We start from the raw sequence: 18,636 nt of genomic DNA, 5'->3' as shown, positions 1-18,636 counted from the left end.
GAAAAGTCGAAGGAGAGAATATAATGTTTACAATACAAAAGAATTATTAACTGAGTTTGATGAAAAAGATATTTTATGAAGAAACGTCAATTCGAGTGATTTTTCGAAGAAAAATCGTATCGAGAATAAGTTTTTATAATCAAAATTGCTTGTTTTCGATATATTCCGGAATAAAGAAACACTCAAACTGACACAAATTTCTCAAAAAAAACTCGTATTAGAAAGATAATATGGCACATTTGTTAGATCTAAAAACGCATCATGATGCCCGTGGTAACCTAACGGTAATCAATGATATTGAAAAAGAATTGCCTTTCAAAGTTAAAAGGGTGTTTTATATTTATGGTGTTGATCAATCATTAAGGGGCGGGCACCGTCATAAAACTACTTATCAGGCTGCAATTTGCCTCAATGGAAGTTGTGTGATTTCTAATCATAACGGGGCCAAACAGGAAGCATTTTTACTTGATGATCCGGGTAAATGTTTAATACTGGAACCAAAGGATTGGCATGTTATGAGTAATTTTAGTGAGAATTCAGTGTTGCTGGTATTTGCCTCCGAGTCGTTCGATGCAAATGATTATATTTATGATAAATACTTATGATAGAATATGAAAATCTGGGAAAAGTAAATGAAAAACTTTTCGCAAAGTATCAGGAAAAATTTGACGAAATTTTAAAAAGCGGGTGGTATATTTTAGGCAAAAATGTATCCGACTTTGAAAAGGATTTTGCCGCTTTTTGCACTACCGATTATTGCATAGGTTTGGCTTCAGGGCTTGATGCATTGGTGCTTGCCATCGATGCTTTGGATTTTCCCGAAAACAGTGAAATCATTGTTCCTTCAAATACTTATATCGCCACCATTTTAGCAATACTTCGCAATGGGTTTAAACCTGTTTTGGTTGAGCCCGACATCAGAACTTATAATATCGACCCTGCAAAAATAGAAGCTAAAATCACGGCAAACACGAAAGCGATATTACCGGTTCATTTATATGGAAAAAGTTGCGACATGGACCCTGTTATGGCCTTCGCGAAGAAATATCAATTGGAAGTGATCGAAGATTGCGCGCAAGCTCATGGTGCTTTGTATAAGGGCCGGAAAATCGGTTCATTTGGAATCGGATGTTTCAGCTTTTATCCGACTAAAAACCTTGGAGCTTTAGGTGATGCCGGGGCCATTACTACAAACAGCAAAGATTTCGCCGATAAAATATATTCTTTAAGGAATTATGGGAGCAGTAAAAAATATTATAATGACAGGATTGGCTATAATTCGCGACTCGATGAAATTCAGGCCGGTTTATTATCAGTAAAATTAGAAGTACTTGATGATATCACCAATCATAAAAGAGCATTAGCAGCATGCTATCATGCACATCTGGACGATCGTTTTATTAAACCGGTTGTTGATCAGGATCATTTTGATGTTTATCATATTTATAATATCAGGCATCATAAAAGAGACGAACTAAGGGCTTATTTACTGGAAAATGAAATTAAAACGGAAATCCATTATCCCTTAGCACCGCATAAGCAAAAAGCCATGGCAGGCATTTTAGATGGTGATTATCCCATCAGTGAGGAAATTCACGAAACTACGCTCAGTTTGCCCATTTCTTATTTTCATGCTGAAGAAGAAATTATAAGGGTGATTGAAATTATAAATGAGTTTAAGAATTAGTTTTAATGAGGCTGAGTGCTAACTGGATAATAAATAAGCAATTATGAAACCTGCTAGCTCTAAAAAATATTTTTTAGGCTTAGAATATTTACTGTTTAATTATTCGTACTCGAATGATAATTTTTCATTATTTCTGTAGCTAGTTTTGCCTTCTCAAAATATGTGTATTTACTAGTCTTTATCATAGCCGATTTTGCAATTTTATCGGAGGCTTCTTTTTGTGATAGATAAATATTTATTTTGGTTACCAAATCATCATTATTGTTAAAAGTAATAACTTCTTCATCAACGGTATAAAATTCATTTATTTTTTCATCTGATTTGACCATTTGCAGTGCTCCACCACACGCGGCAATTTCAAAAAGCCTGGCATTAAAACCTTTTTTGATTCTATCATAGCCATCTAATGTAAGATTTATGGCTATACGTGAACTGGAGAATAGTTTTCTCATTTCGTCAGTATTTACCCAGCCTTTAAATTTTTCTTTTAATTTATACCCTTTTGGTATATTTTCCTCCCCATAACCATAAAAAGCAAATGAGGAAATATTATTGGCGATTGCTTCTAAAGTCTCAATTCTATTACTATGCCCTTTCCCAATCCCACCCACAAAAACAACATCATATGCATAAACGGGGTCAAAATCATAATAAAACATATTGTCGTCTACTGCACACCCAATATATTTTAGATTCTCTATACCTTCAAAAAACACCTTGGTATGGTCAAATTCAACTGGCCCCCAAATTAGATCATATTGTGATAAAATCTTCAAGGTCTCCTTGTTGCTCATTTCTGGAAAGATGCCATACCATTGAGTAATAACAACATCTGGAACTAGGTCTTTAATGATTTTTGGGGCTATTGAAATATTTATTTCTGTGAACACAGCATTAATTTTGTTCAATTTGCAAAATTTCGCAATTTTTCTTGAAAATAAATATCGATCTAAGCATGATAATCTAGTTAGACTCATTGAGAAATGTAGAATTCTATATAAGAGCAGAAATTTAATTTTTAGACTTACGGGAAGAAAAAAACTTTCCTCCCAATTCAAGAAGGTCTGATGGCCATCCGCTTTGAATCCCTCATTCCAACCATAGAAGAAATCTTCATTTTTTATATAATCAGATACTGTTTTATGAGTGGGCTTAAGTATCTTTTTCTTTGTTTTAGTTAATATAAGGATATTCATTTGTAAAACTCTTTAATTGTATGGACGATTTCAATTAAATTATCTGTGCCCAAATGCTCTCCCATTGGCAAACTTAATAACTCTTTATCATTTCTATTGGCAGCAAAATCTTCACAAGCTTGATTTGTGTAGTGATATGCTTCAAGCTTAGGCAAGGAGATGGGGTAGTGAATCCCACATAAAATTCCATTTTTCTTTAAATATTCTTTCAGTTTATCTCTGTTTTTTGATCGGATTACAAATAAATGATAAACCTGTTTAGCCCAAGATTCTCTTTTAGGCAAAACTATTTCTGTAATGCTTTTTAAATTTTCAAGATAATAATCGGCAATGGCTATTCTTCGATTTGTCCAATCATCTAAATGTTTTAGTTTCACCGATAAAATGGCAGCTTGCAAACCATCTAATCTTGAGTTTCTGCCTTCAAATTTGTGATTGTATTTTTCGATCCGACCATGATTTGCAATCATTCTGCATTTTTCAGCTAAGTGGGCATTGTTTGTAAGAATTGCACCACCATCTCCATACGCTCCCAAGTTTTTACTAGGGAAAAAACTAAAAGTCGCAATATCTCCAATAGTGCCTACTTTCTTGCCTTTATACTCAGCACCATGTGCCTGTGCACAATCCTCAATAACTTTCAAATTGTTCTGTGATGCAATGCTTAAAATTTTATCCATATCACAAGGATGTCCATAAAGATGAACTGCTAAGACTGCCCTTGTTTTTTGAGTGAGCTTTTCTTTTAAGCTCCTTATCGATATCGTGTAGTTATTTTCATCACAATCACAAAAAACAACACGGTGTCCTGATCTGGTAATGGCTTCTGAAGATGCGATAAAACTATTAGCAGGCACAATAATTTCACTTCCATTAGGAAGATTAAGTGCTTCAATGGCTATTTCAATTGCATCAGTTCCATTAGCTACGCCAACACAATAATCCGCAACCTGATAAGTAGCGAATTCTTTTTCAAAAATTTCGACATATTTTCCGCTTATAAAGGCACTTTCATGAATAACAGCCATAATAGCAGAATCTATCTCCTCTTTAATACTATGGTATTGTTTATTTAGATCAAGAAATTCAATCATATATTAATTGGATTACTGTTAGTTTTAGTAAAATATTTTGTAAAGTTCTTTGGCTGGGTTTCCTGCAACTACCATTTCTGGTTTCACATTTTTGGTGACAACACTACCGGCACCAACCAATGAATTTTCACCAATCTGAATACCGGGCAATATGGTACTATTTGCCCCAATTTTTGCTTTTTTAAAAACACGAACTCCTTTTAACTCATTTTTTGTATTGGGATGTGCCGGGAATTTTGCATTGGTAATTACAACATTGGGCCCTAACCAACAACTTTCGTCTAAAATGGTGTATTCTGGAATGAATGCCTGAGTATGAATCCGAACATTGTCTGCAATTGTAACGTGATGTTCAACTACGCTTAGAGTTCCAATACTGACATTGTCGCCTATTTTATTTAGCTCACGTATATTAGCTTTATTTCCGGTTTGGAAATTTGAGCCAATCTTATTGCCTGCATAGATGATAGTATGCGAACGTATAATTGCATTGTTACCAATTATAGTCTTTTCATCTATTTGACCTTTAAATGGAACTCCAATAATACAATAATCCTCAACAATAACATTGTCTCCAAATTCAACATTTGGATAGATGATGGCAGTTTGTGCAATTGTCATAATCCTAATTTGCATTTATTAGGATGAAAACGAAGAAATACCTCTTTACCGGTTTCGATTGATTCATAAATTGCACTGATAAGTTCTAGGCTTCTTCTTCCTTCAAGACCGTCTACAAATTGTGTAGAATTATTAAAAAGGCAGTCAACAACATTTTCATAATATGCCTGATGACCAAATCCATAAACATTTGGTGGATTTACTGAATATTTTCCCAGAACATCTGTGTCTCCTTCTATTTCCTTTTGAAAATTCCAATGGATCATTTTATTAACAGCAAAACCTCCTATTTCAACCATTCCTTTTTCTCCTAAAATGGAAATGGATCCTTCCAGATCCTTAGGTCTGGCAGCAGTTGTAGCTTCAATGATACCTAAGGCTCCATTTTTGAATTTCAAAGTAACAACAGCGGTATCTTCTGCTTCAATATTTACAAGGGCTGTAATGCTTTTTGCAAATACACTTTCAATATCTCCCATCATCCATTCTAACAAATCGACATGGTGGCTGGCCTGATTAGCTAATACTCCACCATCTTGTGCCCAGGTACCTCTCCATGGTGCCTGATCATAATATTCTTGAGTCCGGCACCATCTCACCCGAACAGTACCGAGTACTAATTTTCCAAACCGATGTGTATCAAGTGCTTCTTTAAGTTTTAAAACAGGGACATTAAACCTGTTCTGCTTTACAATGAAAAGTTTGCTTCCAGATTCCATGCATGCGACAATCATCCGATCTGCATCATCTAATGTTAATGCCATAGGTTTTTCAACTATAATATGCTTCCCGTATTTTGCTAAATTGATTACATTTTGAGCATGATTGCCGCTTTCGGTCAATACACTTACCACATCAATGTCTTCCAATAGCATCATATTATCCATATCGGTATAATATGGAATGTTGAATTGTTGGCCAATAGCTTTTGCTTTCTTTTCAATAATGTCACAAACCGCTACAAGTTTGGCATTTTTTATTTTATTAAAACCAAGTAATTCACTATGTCTTTTGGCTATCCTACCACAGCCTACCAGTGCGAATTTTAACATTTCTTTATTTTTTATAAATCCCCAAATATTTAATGCATCAATTTAACCTTATTTACCATAAAATTACAGTTTATAATAAATAATCTTCGTTCAGAAACTCGGGAATTACGAATATGACTAATAAACAAAATTACCAATTATTAGAAATTTATCACATCACTTATATATTGGGTTTAATAATTAATATTTTGAAATTCATATTTACTTTCTTTGGTATCAACATAATTAATGGTAGATTCTAATTTGTTAATTAATGTGAGAGTGGATGAAAAACGCACCTCATTATTTGGCTTCAGAGCCTTTAATAACCTTTGAATCTCTATTTTTATTAATTCGGTTTCATCTTCAATACTTATTTGTTCAATTGCACTTGGTTCAATTATATCTAAAAGAGTATTTTCACCCCCTACAATGATTTTTTTGAGAAGATGGCTTGAAGTCAGTGTAGTTCCATTTTTCTTGAAAAATAATCTGTCAATTTCTGTAAAAGCAAACCAATTAATAAAGGTAACTTTTTTTAATATTTTAAAAAAAACTCTTCGAATAGTATTAAATTTTATTTGTATGTTAGGATAACCTTCAGAGATATTAATTAGACCATAATAGTGCTCGAGTGCGTACCATCGATATGTATGTCGGATACGCTCAAACGACCATCCGTCCTTTAAAGCCTGATCTATTTTTTCAGTATATTTAACTAAGGTAGAACCTAAATAATTCAAATTAGCAGGATAATTTACCAGATCAGAAGAATATATAACAACAGGTATCCCTAATAAACTCATTTCTTTTCCAACACTAGACCAAGCGTTTAAAAACACATCGGTTTCACAAGCAATATCATACAATGAGATATTATCTGTTGGCCAATTAACTTTTACATTATTAGGTAGGTTAATAAAAATCTCTCCTAATAAAATAGAATGTTCGGATCGTGCTGATTCCCTCTTATTTGGAAATTCTCTTGGATGGACTCTTATAATTAAAAATAAATCATCTCGCTTTTTTACAATTTTTATTAATTCTTTAACCCATTCAATTTGAGTTGGAAATAATAAAGATAGATCGGAACGATATCTTCCGTTAGCTTCGCCAGCAAATCTTTCATCGTAGCTGCTCATAGTGGCAACTAAAATTTTTTGGTTTTTATTGATACTAAATTTTTCTCGAATATTTATGCTGTTTTTTGATTTTCTTGCAGAATAAGCATCATGATGAATTCCTTTAAACAATTCAATGAAATGGTCCGTTATTAATTTCATTACATGATTGTCACAAGTAATTACTTTATATGAAGGCCAATGCCTAATAAGTTCTTTAAAATAGAATGTCGCATAATTTTTTGCTATAAGTAAATAGTTTTTTGCATCTGAAATATTTCCACCAAGATGTAAATCATAGAAAGGTATTCCCATGGATGATCCAACCAAACAAAATGCATGATTTACAGAATAATCGGAGGAATATGTTACAATTGAAGTCGGCTTTTCTTTTTCAAGTATTTTTTTTGCGCAATAATAAGAAATCAAAGTATTTCGTAAAGCAATTAAATATTCTCTCCATTCATCATCATTAAATTCTAGATTGTTTTTTTTATGAGTAATTAAAACTTCAAATAATGCCAACCGTCCTAGCTGTATATTTTCAGCTTTAAAATCTAAATAGTTATCTCTTGTGATATTTCGAATTGTATTATTAATCTTTTGCTCATCTTCTTTAGAAAGTTGACTAATTAAATCATATCCTGCTATACCAAATTTATTTTTTATTTTATTTTTATTATGAAAACATAAAGCACAAATTTCTTTTTTACGCTTATGGCTTGAATCCTTATTGAGACTAAAAGCTGACATCGATACACAATAAGTTTCAAAAGCTCTCCCACAAGTTATGTATACAACCTCGGTTTTCTCAATTTGCAGAGCATGAGCAATGAGTGCTTCTGGATAGGACCAATATATTACTGCAGAATTTGGTGAAAAAAATAGGACTTTACTCATGAGATTAATGTTTTATTGTCTTGATTAAAAGTTGTTTATATGTAGGATTATTTTTTTCTACCTATAATCCATAAATGTGATGATAATAAATTTTTCTTCAAGAAATCCTGAAAATTGTTTCTAATTTTTTCTTCTTCGGAACTCAAGATTTTACTTATGAATTGTTGATCTGAAAAGTCTTCAGGGTTTTCTATAAAAGCATTTTTCAACAAATCAACGTCAAGTTCTCCTGGAGTTGAAACTTCTAAGATTTCCAAACAACAATCTTGGAATAGTAACGCCAGAGATGATGGTGAAAAATAGTTCAAATGTTCATGGTCAATAACTTTGGCTTTTTCTTTAAGGACAAGTGTGCCTAATCCATCTATACTTGGGCATGTACAGATGAATAGTCCACCCTTTTTTAACATTGATGTGCAATTGATAATAAAATCTTTGGGATTAAACAAATGTTCTATAACTTCAAAACTAACCACAACATCAATTGATTCATTTGGTAATTTTACATTTTCGATTGGTTCTTGAAACACCTCAAGATCTTTCTTTCTGCATGTTTCAGCTAAATCTGGTGTTGGCTCTACCGCAATAATTCTCTGGAAATAATTAAAACCCTTAATCGCTTCGCAAAATGTTCCATATGCTGCCCCAACCTCTAATATAGTTCCATTAATTTGATGTTTAGTGCAAAAATCTATTACCTTTTGAGCCCTGGGTTTAAAAATCCGTTCTTTTCTTATCTCATCTGACGCAGGGAAAATATATTTATTCCAGAACTCATAATTCTTTGACTGTTTATAGAAATCTGCTAATAAGAGTTCGTTTGCTCTGGGGTTCATGAAGACTGTATTACATTGATTACAGATTGTATAATCAAAATTATCTTTAATAGCCCATTTGGAATGATCATCTGAACAGCAGGCCGGGCAATTCACTTTAATAAATTCATCTTTTCTCGCAAGTAGGAATTGTTTGTCATGCTCTAATGCTGGTTCTTTCAGTTTCATTAAATCACTTGGACGTATGTCGATTTCTTTAAATTTCATTCCTTCTGTATTTTTCTTGTTTAGATTTTGGTAAGTTTACTTTGCCAAATGAAGATGGCACTCCCCAAATATTCTGCTTCCACCATTGGTCATCCTGAATCCACCAAACTCTGGGATCTCTGAATCCATCTGCAATAGTATCAAATTCTGCCTCAGTCATATCTACATATTTAAGCCAGCGTTCTAAATCTTTCCTTGGTTTTACATGATCATACTTTTTAACCATATTTATACCTTCTTCACGTGTCATATAACCTGATCTGATATCCTTGGAGGCATGATCTGTTGCTCTGCCATAGCCAAATTTAATAAACTTCATATAATCATGAATCCCATTTTCATGCATATCATCAAGGTTCGACATTGTTCTATAAGTTCTTTCAAAAGGTTCTTCGGCAAATTCAAACCCATATTTAGTTTTCATCTTATGAGCATGTTCATTGGGATCCCATTTGAAGAAATTGCCTATATAGATCCCCAATGATCCTGCATCTTCAAATTCTTTATCGGAAGGCATTCTCAACCAAACAAGATCTTTTTCGATGAGACCTTCTTTCTCCTCAATCATGTCATTTAAGGTAAATCCTCTCATATCATGTTCAAATACAGTTCGTTTATTATACTGAATATAATCATTCGGCGAAAACATTCCTGAAATAGACCACGTTATTTCCCCCCATATAACGAGTGGAATTTTTAGTTTAACAGCAATATGCATAGGATAGGTTTTAATACCAGCATGAGCATGCCAGTTCATATCTCCCATCATCTTAAAACCAAGTCGATTTAACTTTGTTAGCGTTTCTTCACTTGGTCCGAAAACCAAATGATCTGCGTTAAATACATGTCTCATCTTGTCAAGATTTCTCTGCCCCACAGGCAGGTAGTTGTTTCCATGATAAGTAACCAATAATGGTTTCATTCCATGTTCAATGGCTTTATGGACTTGATAGTAACTATCTTTACCTCCACTAACAGGAATGATGCAATCGTAATTTCCAGTTGCAGTTTTTTTAGCCCATTCAACAAGTTCATTAAATTTATTTTCTTTAATTTTCCAAAATTCTGCCGTTAGTTCGTCAAAATCTTCTTGCATTCTACAGGCACTGCATACTCCTTCGTCATCTAAAATGAGATTAACTGAAACTTGAGGATAAGTGCATTTCGAACAATAATGCATTTCTGAAAATTCTTTCCTTTTACTTTCCATACTATAAATTTAAGCTTGTATTTAATAATTCTAATGGTTTTCGTACGTTCAAATCTTTTTCAAATAAATATTTTTTACAATTATACACACTGTTTTCGGTGTGTTGAAAGATATTTGCTGCAGCAACTGCACTGGCACTTGTTTTGAGCACTTCTGCAAAATGATCCCAATTACCTGCACCACCAAGGGCTATGGTAGGAATATTTATGCTATTACTAATGTTTTCTATAAGATCTAAATCGAATCCAAGTCCAGAACCATCTAGGTTCATGGAGTTTATTAAAATCTCACCAGCTCCTAATTTTTCAATTTCTTTAGCCCAGTCAAAAGGATTTAAATTAGTCTCAGTTCTCCCACCTTTATATACCATGTAAGTACCATTTTCATTTTTCTTAGAATCAATACTTACAACTACACATTGTTTTCCAAATTCTTCGGAGCATTGTTTTATAAGTTCAGGACTCTCAATTGCAGCAGTATTTAAGCTGATTTTATCTGCCCCAAGTTTTAATCTGATTCGAACATCTTCTATGGTTCTAATTCCCCCTCCGAAAGTGAGAGGCATAAAGCATTTTCCCGAAACTAATTTAATAATATCAATAATGTCATTAAAAGACTCATGGTTTAAGTCATCTCTGTTCAAATCATAATAAGGGATCGGTGAAATATCAAGGTAGATTAGTTCGTCACTTGCCCAATTACTTAATCTTTGAACTGCAGCTGTTGGGGTTCCTAATAGCTGATACCGTTTAAAGTTCCTACTCTGAACAATAACTCCATTGCGTAATAAAATTACCGGAATAATTCTTTTTTTTAACATAATTCAATAAAGTTTTTCAGAAGTTTCATTCCATAAAATTGACTTTTTTCAGGATGAAATTGAACCCCATGAATGTTTTCGAGAGAAAGAGCAGCAGGAAATGTTATTCCATATTCTACATTTACAGTTTTAATTTCCGTTGTTTCTAACTGTAAGAAATAACTGTGAACAAAATAAAAAGTTGCATCATTCTCAATGTCTTTAAATAAAGGTGAATTGTTCATGTCTGTCAAGCTATTCCATCCCATATGAGGTAGTGGCAAATTTATATTAGGGAATTCTATAACCTTAACATTTCCTTTAACCCAACCAAAACCAGAGTGCTCGCCATGTTCAAAGCCTTTTTCTGATAATAATTGCATTCCAACACAAATCCCAAGAAAAGGTACTTTTTTATCTAAAACATGATTGTGCAAAGTGTCGTACAAATCAAGCGAAAAAATCTTATTTGAAGCCGCACCATATGCACCGACTCCGGGTAATATAATATGCGAGCAACCATTAAAGTCCTCTTTTTTTGTGATTCTTGTAATTTCTTTTGAAAGAGATCCAACAGCATTCCATACAGATGTGAAGTTGCCCGATCCATAATCAATTATGCCAATTTTCATGATTTCAGTACTTCTTCTCTAATAATATTTATAATTCTATTTGCAGCCTCATTGTCAAATTGTTTTTTTGATCTCTTATGCATATCATATAATACTGATCTGTCATGATAAAGATCTGTTAAAATGTTTCTTAGATTATTTGTACTATTATCTGAAAATTTGCCACCATTAATAGTAAGTTTTGTATCAACAAGTTCTTTTAATAAGAACCATTGGTTGTTATAGTCATAAAAAGTAATTGTTGGCAAGCCCGCATAAGCAGCTTCATATGATGTAATCCCACTTGTCGTAATTAATAGGCTAGTATTACTTAAAACATTCCACATTGAATGGTTGGTTTTTGCAAGTATAATTTCGTGTTTTTTAACTTTTCGTATTTCATTTACAATTTCATCAAATGAATGAGAGTAACCTTCACCAAGCATTATCCAGAATGTGAAAGGTTCAATAATGTTTTTTAACTGTTTAATAACCTCTAAAGTTTTATTTGCTGCATCTCCGCCCCCCATTGATATGGCTATATTAAAATATCTTTTATCTAGCCCGTATTTATATATTATTGAATGAATTCTATTGCAATTTCTTTGAATGAGTGCGTATTCAAATCCTCCATATTTTTTTATAGTTAACTTCTCTATATCTTCTGCCCAGTATTGAGTTCGGTTAAAACATATATCAACAAAAGGCATTAGATTAAATACTGGTGATAACGAAATTATCTTTTTTGCATCAAATTTTATCTTATCGAATACTGATTTGCTGAAATTTATGGTATCGAAAATAATAGCATCATAACTTTTTGTTAATAATATTTGATTCTCGTCTTCGTATAATAAAAATGTAATTGCTGGATCTTTCAGTAATAGTTTTAATGAGGAATCACCAATAATACAAAAGGTTATATCAAGATTCTTATTTCCTTCTAATGCATTTTCAACAAATGTTCGAGATCGAATTAAATGACCGAATCCAATTTGAGTTGACGCCTTACAAATAACTAATAAATTCATTAGTAGATCAGTTCTAGAGATAATGGTTGAAATTGTTGAATTTTTGTTTTTGCTTTTTTACCTATTACCAAATCGCATTTGTCTGCGGTTAATATGTTTGATGGCCTAACAATTAACAGGTCTTTTTCGTGTATGATCTCATCAATTAAAATATCTCTGGCAGCGTATATTGACCGTCTAGCTCTTTTTTTAACGTATTGTTCATCTTCTGCCAGTTTTGAAGTTGGTTCTTGTAACGCCTGGTATGCTCTTTTTATATCATAAATGTACTGTTTGAAAACTTCTGGCTCAGCTGCATATTTATGATCAAAGCCATGCTGGTTAACATCTAACGTAATATGTTTTTCAATAAAAACAACCTCTTTGGTTAGTGCTAAACAAGCAGCAATACTTGATTGAGTATGATCTGATAATGCAACAGGAAATCCGAATTGTGTCCTGAGGGTATCAATAAACCCTAGGTTCATATTTTCTAATTTTGCTGGATAGGCTGAAACACAATGCATCAAAACAAGGTCACTAAAGCCCGTCTTGGTGATTTCATTTATGGTATTTTCAATTTCCGATAATTCTGACATCCCTGTGGAAATGATAATTTTCTTTCCTTTTTCTGCAACTTTTCGAAGGAAAGAAATATTATTAAGATCTGTTGATGCTATTTTAATATACGGTGGGTTAAACTCCATTAACAATGCTAATCCTTTTAAATCAAAAACAGAAGCAGAAAATGAAATGTTTTTGGTTATTGAATAGGTTGCTAAATTTTGATATTCGCTATCCAACAATTTATATCGATCCCTCATAGCCCTGACTTCTCTGATATCATAATTCCCAAATTCGTAAATACCTGGCAGGTATAATCCTTCAGTGTTAATTATTTGCAGTTTAACTGAATCTGCATTTGCATTTACTGCGACATCAATGAGTTTAATAGCAGTATCGAAATTACCATTATGGTTTGTCCCAATTTCTGCGATAATTTTCGGCTCTAACATATTATTTAGAATTTTGATCAGCAGTTATCTGATTTGCAAACTTTTTGCAATTTGTTTCCATTGTGGTTTTGAGTATTTGCCATTCATTGGAGATTAATTTATTTTTCATCTCAGATAATTTATCAAGTGATTCTAATCTTTTTGTGAGTTCAATAAGCACATCATCTTTAAGTAGATTTATATTCCAATCCTGCATCCCAATGGTTTCAAGCATACTAATTGCTCTTTGATCGTAGCTAATTTTGATCGCCGGGATATTATAAGCGAGACAGGGGAGAAAAGAATGTAACCTGAAAGTAAGATTTAATCGCGTATTCTTCAAGTATGATAAGAAGGTATATACATCTTCGGTAAAGAAATAGTCGATACCTTCAAAGGTAGCAGCAAACGGAATGTCACGATGGTCATGACAAAGGAGTTTGATTTTGTTATATCCTTTTTGTTTTAAGATTTTTATCATTTGAAGAATCAAGCCTCGAACTTCATATTGGTTCACAACAGGAATGCTCATTAATGATGGAGTTCTTATTGAAATAAGGGCATCTGTCTTATCCGAGTCATTAACTGGCACATTGTGTTGAGGCATTTCATTCATAAAAAGGGTTGGACAGCCACCGAGTATGTTTTCGCAACCTAATTTATCGATATATTCTTTTGTAGCTTTATCTCTTGAAAGAGAAATAAATGCTTTCTTGTTAAGAATACTGATTTTGTCATCTGTCATTACATCAGTTCTGTCTACTAGTTCTATGTTTTTGTTGTAAATTTTTCCACGGGCCAAACTAAATACCATAATTGGCACATCCAGTGCTTTTAAAGCTGTGGGGTTAACATCTAATTCCCCATTTTCATATAAATTACCACCGCCAATAATCAAACCGTGGCCAAATTGGTTAATTTCATATACAGTTTGCGAAGTTATTCCTGATTTTCTTTGGCTCTCGTATTTCCCAGTGGCAGGAAGCGAAATTAGATTTACATTTTGTTGAAACGATTTTCTAATAAAATGCTTTAATGCTAAAAAAATAACATCATTTCCAATATTAAAACCTTTAGGTCGAATACAATATATATTTATCATGCGGTAATCTTTTTATATAGTTTAACTAAATCTTCAGTTGTTGGATTGTTTATTTGGCTTAATGCATCTGCAATTTGTGTGATTATAAGGTAATCTTCTGGAGTATCTACAACCAGCCTAACATTATGATCATTTTTGTTCCCATAATCGATATTGAGAAAGTTAAATGTTTTCAGGTTTTCATAAAAATAAGAAGTGACATGTTCCTTATGTGTGTTTGAATGAAAATTTTTATAATGTTCCAAATAAGTTTGAGCCCTTAATATCTCAACACTAATACCATACGGGAAAGATCTAACAGCTAAATTGGTGACAAATTCGAGATTATCATTTTCTAATCTTTTAAATCCCTCTTCGATTAATTCTCTTTGAGGGAAAGGACTATCACCATTAACCCTAGCAAAAATATCAATCTTAAATTGTTCTAAACAATTTTTTACCCTTAATGCAACATTATCACAATCTCCGCGATAAAACTGAATTCCGTATTTATTTGCAATTTCAATTAAAGGATTATCAACTTCTCGGTTAGTTGTTGCCAATACAATTTTGTAATGTTTTTGTGGCATCAAGGCAGTTATGCACCATTCTATCAATGTTTTATTTCCAAGTTTTTTTAATGCCTTATTTGGAAATCTTGTAGAATCTAGCCTAGATAGTATTATTACCGCTTTGTTTGTTATCATAGAATCACATGACTATAAATTCTTTTTATCGAAAAAATATTCGAAAGCGGAATTTAGTACTTATACCTAATTATTTATAATAAATTAATTTTTTTCTTTCGTATTTCCTGACTTATCTAAAAGCTTGATATAATGCGAAATTGTAATAATAAGTTATTATTTGAAATTAGAAATTATCTAAATAATGCATCTAATATCTATCCATATCTAATTAATGATGAATAGCAAAAATAGTAATATTTTAGTATCATTAGCCATTAAGTATTCAAGTAAATTTGGTAAATAATATTAAACGAATGCATATTTAGCTGTTATTGAAATAAGTTTTTTGGTCGCACCAAATTAATTATTAAACTTGGTTAACTGCTTTTTTTCTTCACCAACGTCTTTGCAAAGTTTAAGATTTCATTATACATTGGTCTGTTAAAAACGTAATTTAAGAATAAATAGGTGGTTGCACCTACTATAACCTGGAGCATCAGAATTTGGATGCTTATTCCAAACTGTTTCCCAATGATAAAAACAATTATTCCCATAACTATTGAATTGATCGTTGATGGTAAAATATCGACGAAAACTTCTCGGAATTTGTATCCAATGAGAGGACGAGATAAGTAGAAATAAATAATAAAAAACAGGAATTCATGAAGTACGGTTCCTGCAACCAAAAGTTTCAAATCAACTTTGAAAAAAACTCCAATACCGATAATTACTAATAACAATATATTTGAAAAGATGGTCATCCTAACCATGAAATTAACTTTTCCAATTGGAAATACATAACTGCTGGTAGCTCCCCTGAGTACTAATATTAGTGCTGCCAACGATATCATGTGAAGATAAAATAAACTTGGCATCCATTTTTCTGTTAAAAAAATCTTTATAAATGGTTCTCCAACAACCATAAAACCTATTATAGCGGGAAATGAAAACAGCGTAATTATTTTTACATTGGTGCGTACCGCATTTTTCAATCTCGGAAGATCATCTTTTATGATCGATTGTACCGAAAATATTACTCCTTGTATGGGAGTTGAAATAAATTCAGTTATTCTACTTTGAAATTTTTGAGCCTGAGCATAAAACCCAACATCTGCAGTTGTGAAAACCTTGCCGATGACCATAGAAATAAAATTTTGATTAAATAGAACCAGAATGCCAACAAATAATAATTTACCTCCTACACTATAAAGTTCCTTGAATGATTTGATGCAAAAACTAAGATTAGGACGCCACCTATTAATTATCCACAACATTATTGTTCTGATAAGGTTTTCTGAAAGAGCCATAGAAACCAATGCCCATACTCCAAACCCGAAGCTTGCCATACCAACACCCAAAGCTATAGAAATACTAATGGAGACAAGATTTATTTTTGTTATGGTTTTAAAGTTGATATTTTTTTCAAAAATAGTCAAGTGAATCAGTCCTAAGGATGTAAATATAAGGTTGACACCTAAAACACGAGCTATCATTATGAGACGTGGTTCATTATAGAACCGTGCAATAAATGGTGCTCCCCAATAAATAAGAAGGAAGAAAAAGAGTCCGATTGCAATGTTAAAATAGAAAACAGTATTATAATCATCCTGAGTAACCTCAGTGCCTTTCTGGATAAGTGCGGATCTAAATCCACTATCTATAAATGCAATTGATATTCCAATAAAAATAGTCATTAATCCTATCAGACCATAATCATCGGGTAATAGGATCCGGGCAATATATATACCAGAAATAAGTTGCAATAATTGTTTGCCTCCCTGGTCGAGGAATTTCCAAATTATACCTGTTGCTGCCTTTTGCTTAAGATTATCAGATATTAATTCATCCATATTTGTGCTATGGGTTTATTTGCTTAATTATTGTTCAAAATCGAATTCACAAAAGTCGTGACCTTTTGTTCTTTATAGAAAACATTATAAAGCTCTGAAATAATATGGAAATTGTCCAATGCATGTTTTTTAGAGATTTCTTCGCAAAAAACATTCACGGCAATTCGGCCCTCCAGTAATACCTGATCTGAGATATCTTTGGTTAAAAATCCTTTCCCGATCAATAATCCCATCGTTCTGTTTCTGGAAAGGTCGTTTAAAGCGGTTAATCCAAAATCGCCAAAACCGCAATAGTTGAACAGGGTTTCTTCTTTACCGCCAAATTGTTTCAATATCCCGCGCATTTCCTGAAAAGCATTCGTTAATACCATAAACCGCAAATTGGGCGAATTATAATGCGCATCAACAATCCCCATCACAATGGCATAAATATTTTTCAGGATGCTGATCAGCTCAACTCCAAGTATGTCCTGCGAATAGTCGAGATGAATATTTGTTCCTTTAAATAGCTCTTTGATGGAAGGGGCTATATCAATGTCGTTAATGCCAAGTGTTAATCCCGTGTGGAAATTATTAATAATGTCACGGGCAAAGCTTGGGCCCTTTAAGGTGGCAAGTGGATTATTAGTGATATCTTCAAGACCTTGAATGATTGTTCTTCTATCATCGCCAAAGCCTTTAGCAAGATTAATTAAAATCGCCTTTTCGTTGATTGAGTCTTTGTTTTTCTGAATATAGTTTAGCACTATCGATGAAGGTAGGGCCAGAAATATAATGTCACTGTCTTTAAGTACACTGATATCGGAAGTCGCAACGATATTATGGTTCAGCGGAATAAAAGGGAAATATTTATTGTTTCTGTGGATGGTGTTTATGGATTCGATAACCTCTTCTTCGATGGATAATAAATAGATTTTATCCGATATTTTTGAGGAGACTGAACTTGCCAGTGCAGTAGCAATAGATCCGGAACCAATAAAGGTAATTTTATTCGAATTCATGTAAATTGTTTTTAGGCTAAATATTATTAAAAGTAAGCATTTTAATTTATCAATCTTTTGATGCCATTTTTTAGAATCGCAACATGAAAATTAAGTAGTAACCCAAGTTTGTAGTTTCCCAATTTTAAATAAGTCAACACTTGTGCAGTATGCACATCATTGAGCGTTTCAACTGTTTTTATCTCAACAACTACCTTTTCTTCAACCAGCAAATCTATTCTATATCCATGGTCAAGTTTAACCTCTTTATAAATTATAGGCATCGGTTTTTCTTTTTGAACCTTTAATCCCAATTGTTTTAATTCATAGTACAAACATTCCTGATAAGCCGATTCCAATAACCCTGGCCCCAGATTTTTGTGTACCTCTATTGCACAACCAATTATAATTTTAGATAACTCATTCTCAGTCATAATAAGTTCTATTCTTTGTGGATCTTTGTGTTCACTTTGTGATTCTTCGTGGCACAAAAATTACACAGAGTTACACTAAGAAGACACCAAGTCGCACAAAGGTAAAATAAATCAATTTTCTCTGTGAAACTTTGACTTTACTTTGTGATTCTTTGTGTTTACTTTGTGGTACTTTGTGAAATAATTCTTTCTCTTTTTAGCTGTTATTACACAGAGTTACACTAAGAAGTCACCAAGTCGCACAAAGGTAAAATAAATCAATTTTCTCTGTGAAACTTTGAGTT

The 18,636-nt window shown here is 32.7% G+C and carries 18 protein-coding genes; 2 read left to right on the top strand and 16 right to left on the bottom strand.

Annotated elements, in window-relative coordinates:
• The first annotated feature begins 230 nt into the window (after positions 1-230).
• Both KKG99_12375 and KKG99_12370 read left to right on the top strand, forming a co-directional pair.
• On the top strand, positions 231-605 hold the full coding sequence (locus tag KKG99_12375) for an FdtA/QdtA family cupin domain-containing protein (protein ID MBU1013793.1): 375 nt from the start codon (positions 231-233) through the stop codon (positions 603-605).
• Positions 602-1,687, top strand: coding sequence for a DegT/DnrJ/EryC1/StrS family aminotransferase (locus KKG99_12370; protein ID MBU1013792.1), 1,086 nt, complete (start codon positions 602-604; stop codon positions 1,685-1,687). Before KKG99_12375 ends, KKG99_12370 begins: the two co-directional genes overlap by 4 nt.
• Before the next feature lie 95 nt (positions 1,688-1,782).
• Here KKG99_12370 and KKG99_12365 read toward each other — a convergent pair whose 3' ends face one another.
• The 16 genes from KKG99_12365 to KKG99_12290 all read right to left on the bottom strand — a co-directional run bounded on the left by KKG99_12365 (position 1,783) and on the right by KKG99_12290 (position 18,352).
• Positions 1,783-2,883 (bottom strand): glycosyltransferase, encoded by a 1,101-nt coding sequence (locus tag KKG99_12365; GenBank protein ID MBU1013791.1) that lies wholly within the window; start codon positions 2,881-2,883, stop codon positions 1,783-1,785.
• Entirely contained in the window at positions 2,880-3,977 is a 1,098-nt protein-coding gene (locus KKG99_12360) for a DegT/DnrJ/EryC1/StrS family aminotransferase (protein MBU1013790.1), read from the bottom strand. The genes KKG99_12365 and KKG99_12360 overlap by 4 nt, the downstream gene beginning before the upstream one ends.
• Before the next feature lie 24 nt (positions 3,978-4,001).
• Positions 4,002-4,613: a transferase gene (locus KKG99_12355; protein ID MBU1013789.1), complete on the bottom strand. Its 612-nt coding sequence runs from the start codon at positions 4,611-4,613 to the stop codon at positions 4,002-4,004.
• Complete coding sequence (locus KKG99_12350) at positions 4,595-5,650, bottom strand: Gfo/Idh/MocA family oxidoreductase (GenBank protein MBU1013788.1); 1,056 nt, start codon at positions 5,648-5,650, stop codon at positions 4,595-4,597. The genes KKG99_12355 and KKG99_12350 overlap by 19 nt, the downstream gene beginning before the upstream one ends.
• A gap of 173 nt (positions 5,651-5,823) precedes the next feature.
• A complete protein-coding gene (locus KKG99_12345) occupies positions 5,824-7,650 on the bottom strand; it encodes a hypothetical protein (GenBank protein MBU1013787.1) in 1,827 nt (608 codons plus the stop codon).
• 47 nt (positions 7,651-7,697) lie between these two features.
• A complete protein-coding gene (locus KKG99_12340; GenBank protein ID MBU1013786.1) occupies positions 7,698-8,693 on the bottom strand; it encodes a class I SAM-dependent methyltransferase in 996 nt (331 codons plus the stop codon).
• Positions 8,683-9,903: an N-acetyl sugar amidotransferase gene (locus KKG99_12335; protein ID MBU1013785.1), complete on the bottom strand. Its 1,221-nt coding sequence runs from the start codon at positions 9,901-9,903 to the stop codon at positions 8,683-8,685. The genes KKG99_12340 and KKG99_12335 overlap by 11 nt, the downstream gene beginning before the upstream one ends.
• A gap of 1 nt (position 9,904) precedes the next feature.
• Positions 9,905-10,723, bottom strand: coding sequence for an imidazole glycerol phosphate synthase cyclase subunit (locus KKG99_12330; GenBank protein ID MBU1013784.1), 819 nt, complete (start codon positions 10,721-10,723; stop codon positions 9,905-9,907).
• The gene (gene hisH, locus KKG99_12325) at positions 10,717-11,334 is read right to left on the bottom strand and encodes an imidazole glycerol phosphate synthase subunit HisH (GenBank protein MBU1013783.1); all 618 of its coding nucleotides are present in this window, start codon (positions 11,332-11,334) and stop codon (positions 10,717-10,719) included. The genes KKG99_12330 and hisH overlap by 7 nt, the downstream gene beginning before the upstream one ends.
• Positions 11,331-12,344: a hypothetical protein gene (locus KKG99_12320; protein ID MBU1013782.1), complete on the bottom strand. Its 1,014-nt coding sequence runs from the start codon at positions 12,342-12,344 to the stop codon at positions 11,331-11,333. Before KKG99_12320 ends, hisH begins: the two co-directional genes overlap by 4 nt.
• Entirely contained in the window at positions 12,344-13,339 is a 996-nt protein-coding gene (locus tag KKG99_12315; protein MBU1013781.1) for an N-acetylneuraminate synthase family protein, read from the bottom strand. The genes KKG99_12320 and KKG99_12315 overlap by 1 nt, the downstream gene beginning before the upstream one ends.
• Before the next feature lies 1 nt (position 13,340).
• Positions 13,341-14,420, bottom strand: a complete 1,080-nt coding sequence (locus KKG99_12310; protein ID MBU1013780.1) for a polysaccharide pyruvyl transferase family protein — start codon at positions 14,418-14,420, stop codon at positions 13,341-13,343.
• Entirely contained in the window at positions 14,417-15,106 is a 690-nt protein-coding gene (locus tag KKG99_12305) for a hypothetical protein (GenBank protein ID MBU1013779.1), read from the bottom strand. Before KKG99_12305 ends, KKG99_12310 begins: the two co-directional genes overlap by 4 nt.
• 359 nt (positions 15,107-15,465) lie before the next feature.
• Entirely contained in the window at positions 15,466-16,938 is a 1,473-nt protein-coding gene (locus tag KKG99_12300) for a lipopolysaccharide biosynthesis protein (GenBank protein MBU1013778.1), read from the bottom strand.
• A gap of 23 nt (positions 16,939-16,961) precedes the next feature.
• Entirely contained in the window at positions 16,962-17,939 is a 978-nt protein-coding gene (locus tag KKG99_12295) for an NAD(P)-binding domain-containing protein (GenBank protein ID MBU1013777.1), read from the bottom strand.
• Positions 17,940-17,980: 41 nt separating this feature from the next.
• Positions 17,981-18,352, bottom strand: a complete 372-nt coding sequence (locus tag KKG99_12290; GenBank protein ID MBU1013776.1) for a GxxExxY protein — start codon at positions 18,350-18,352, stop codon at positions 17,981-17,983.
• Positions 18,353-18,636: the final 284 nt, after the last annotated feature.

This window comes from Bacteroidota bacterium (assembly GCA_018816945.1).
Classification (GTDB): Bacteria; Bacteroidota; Bacteroidia; order Bacteroidales.
Note: the sequence above shows the minus strand (reverse complement) of the source record. Positions and strands in the feature narration are given on the sequence as shown.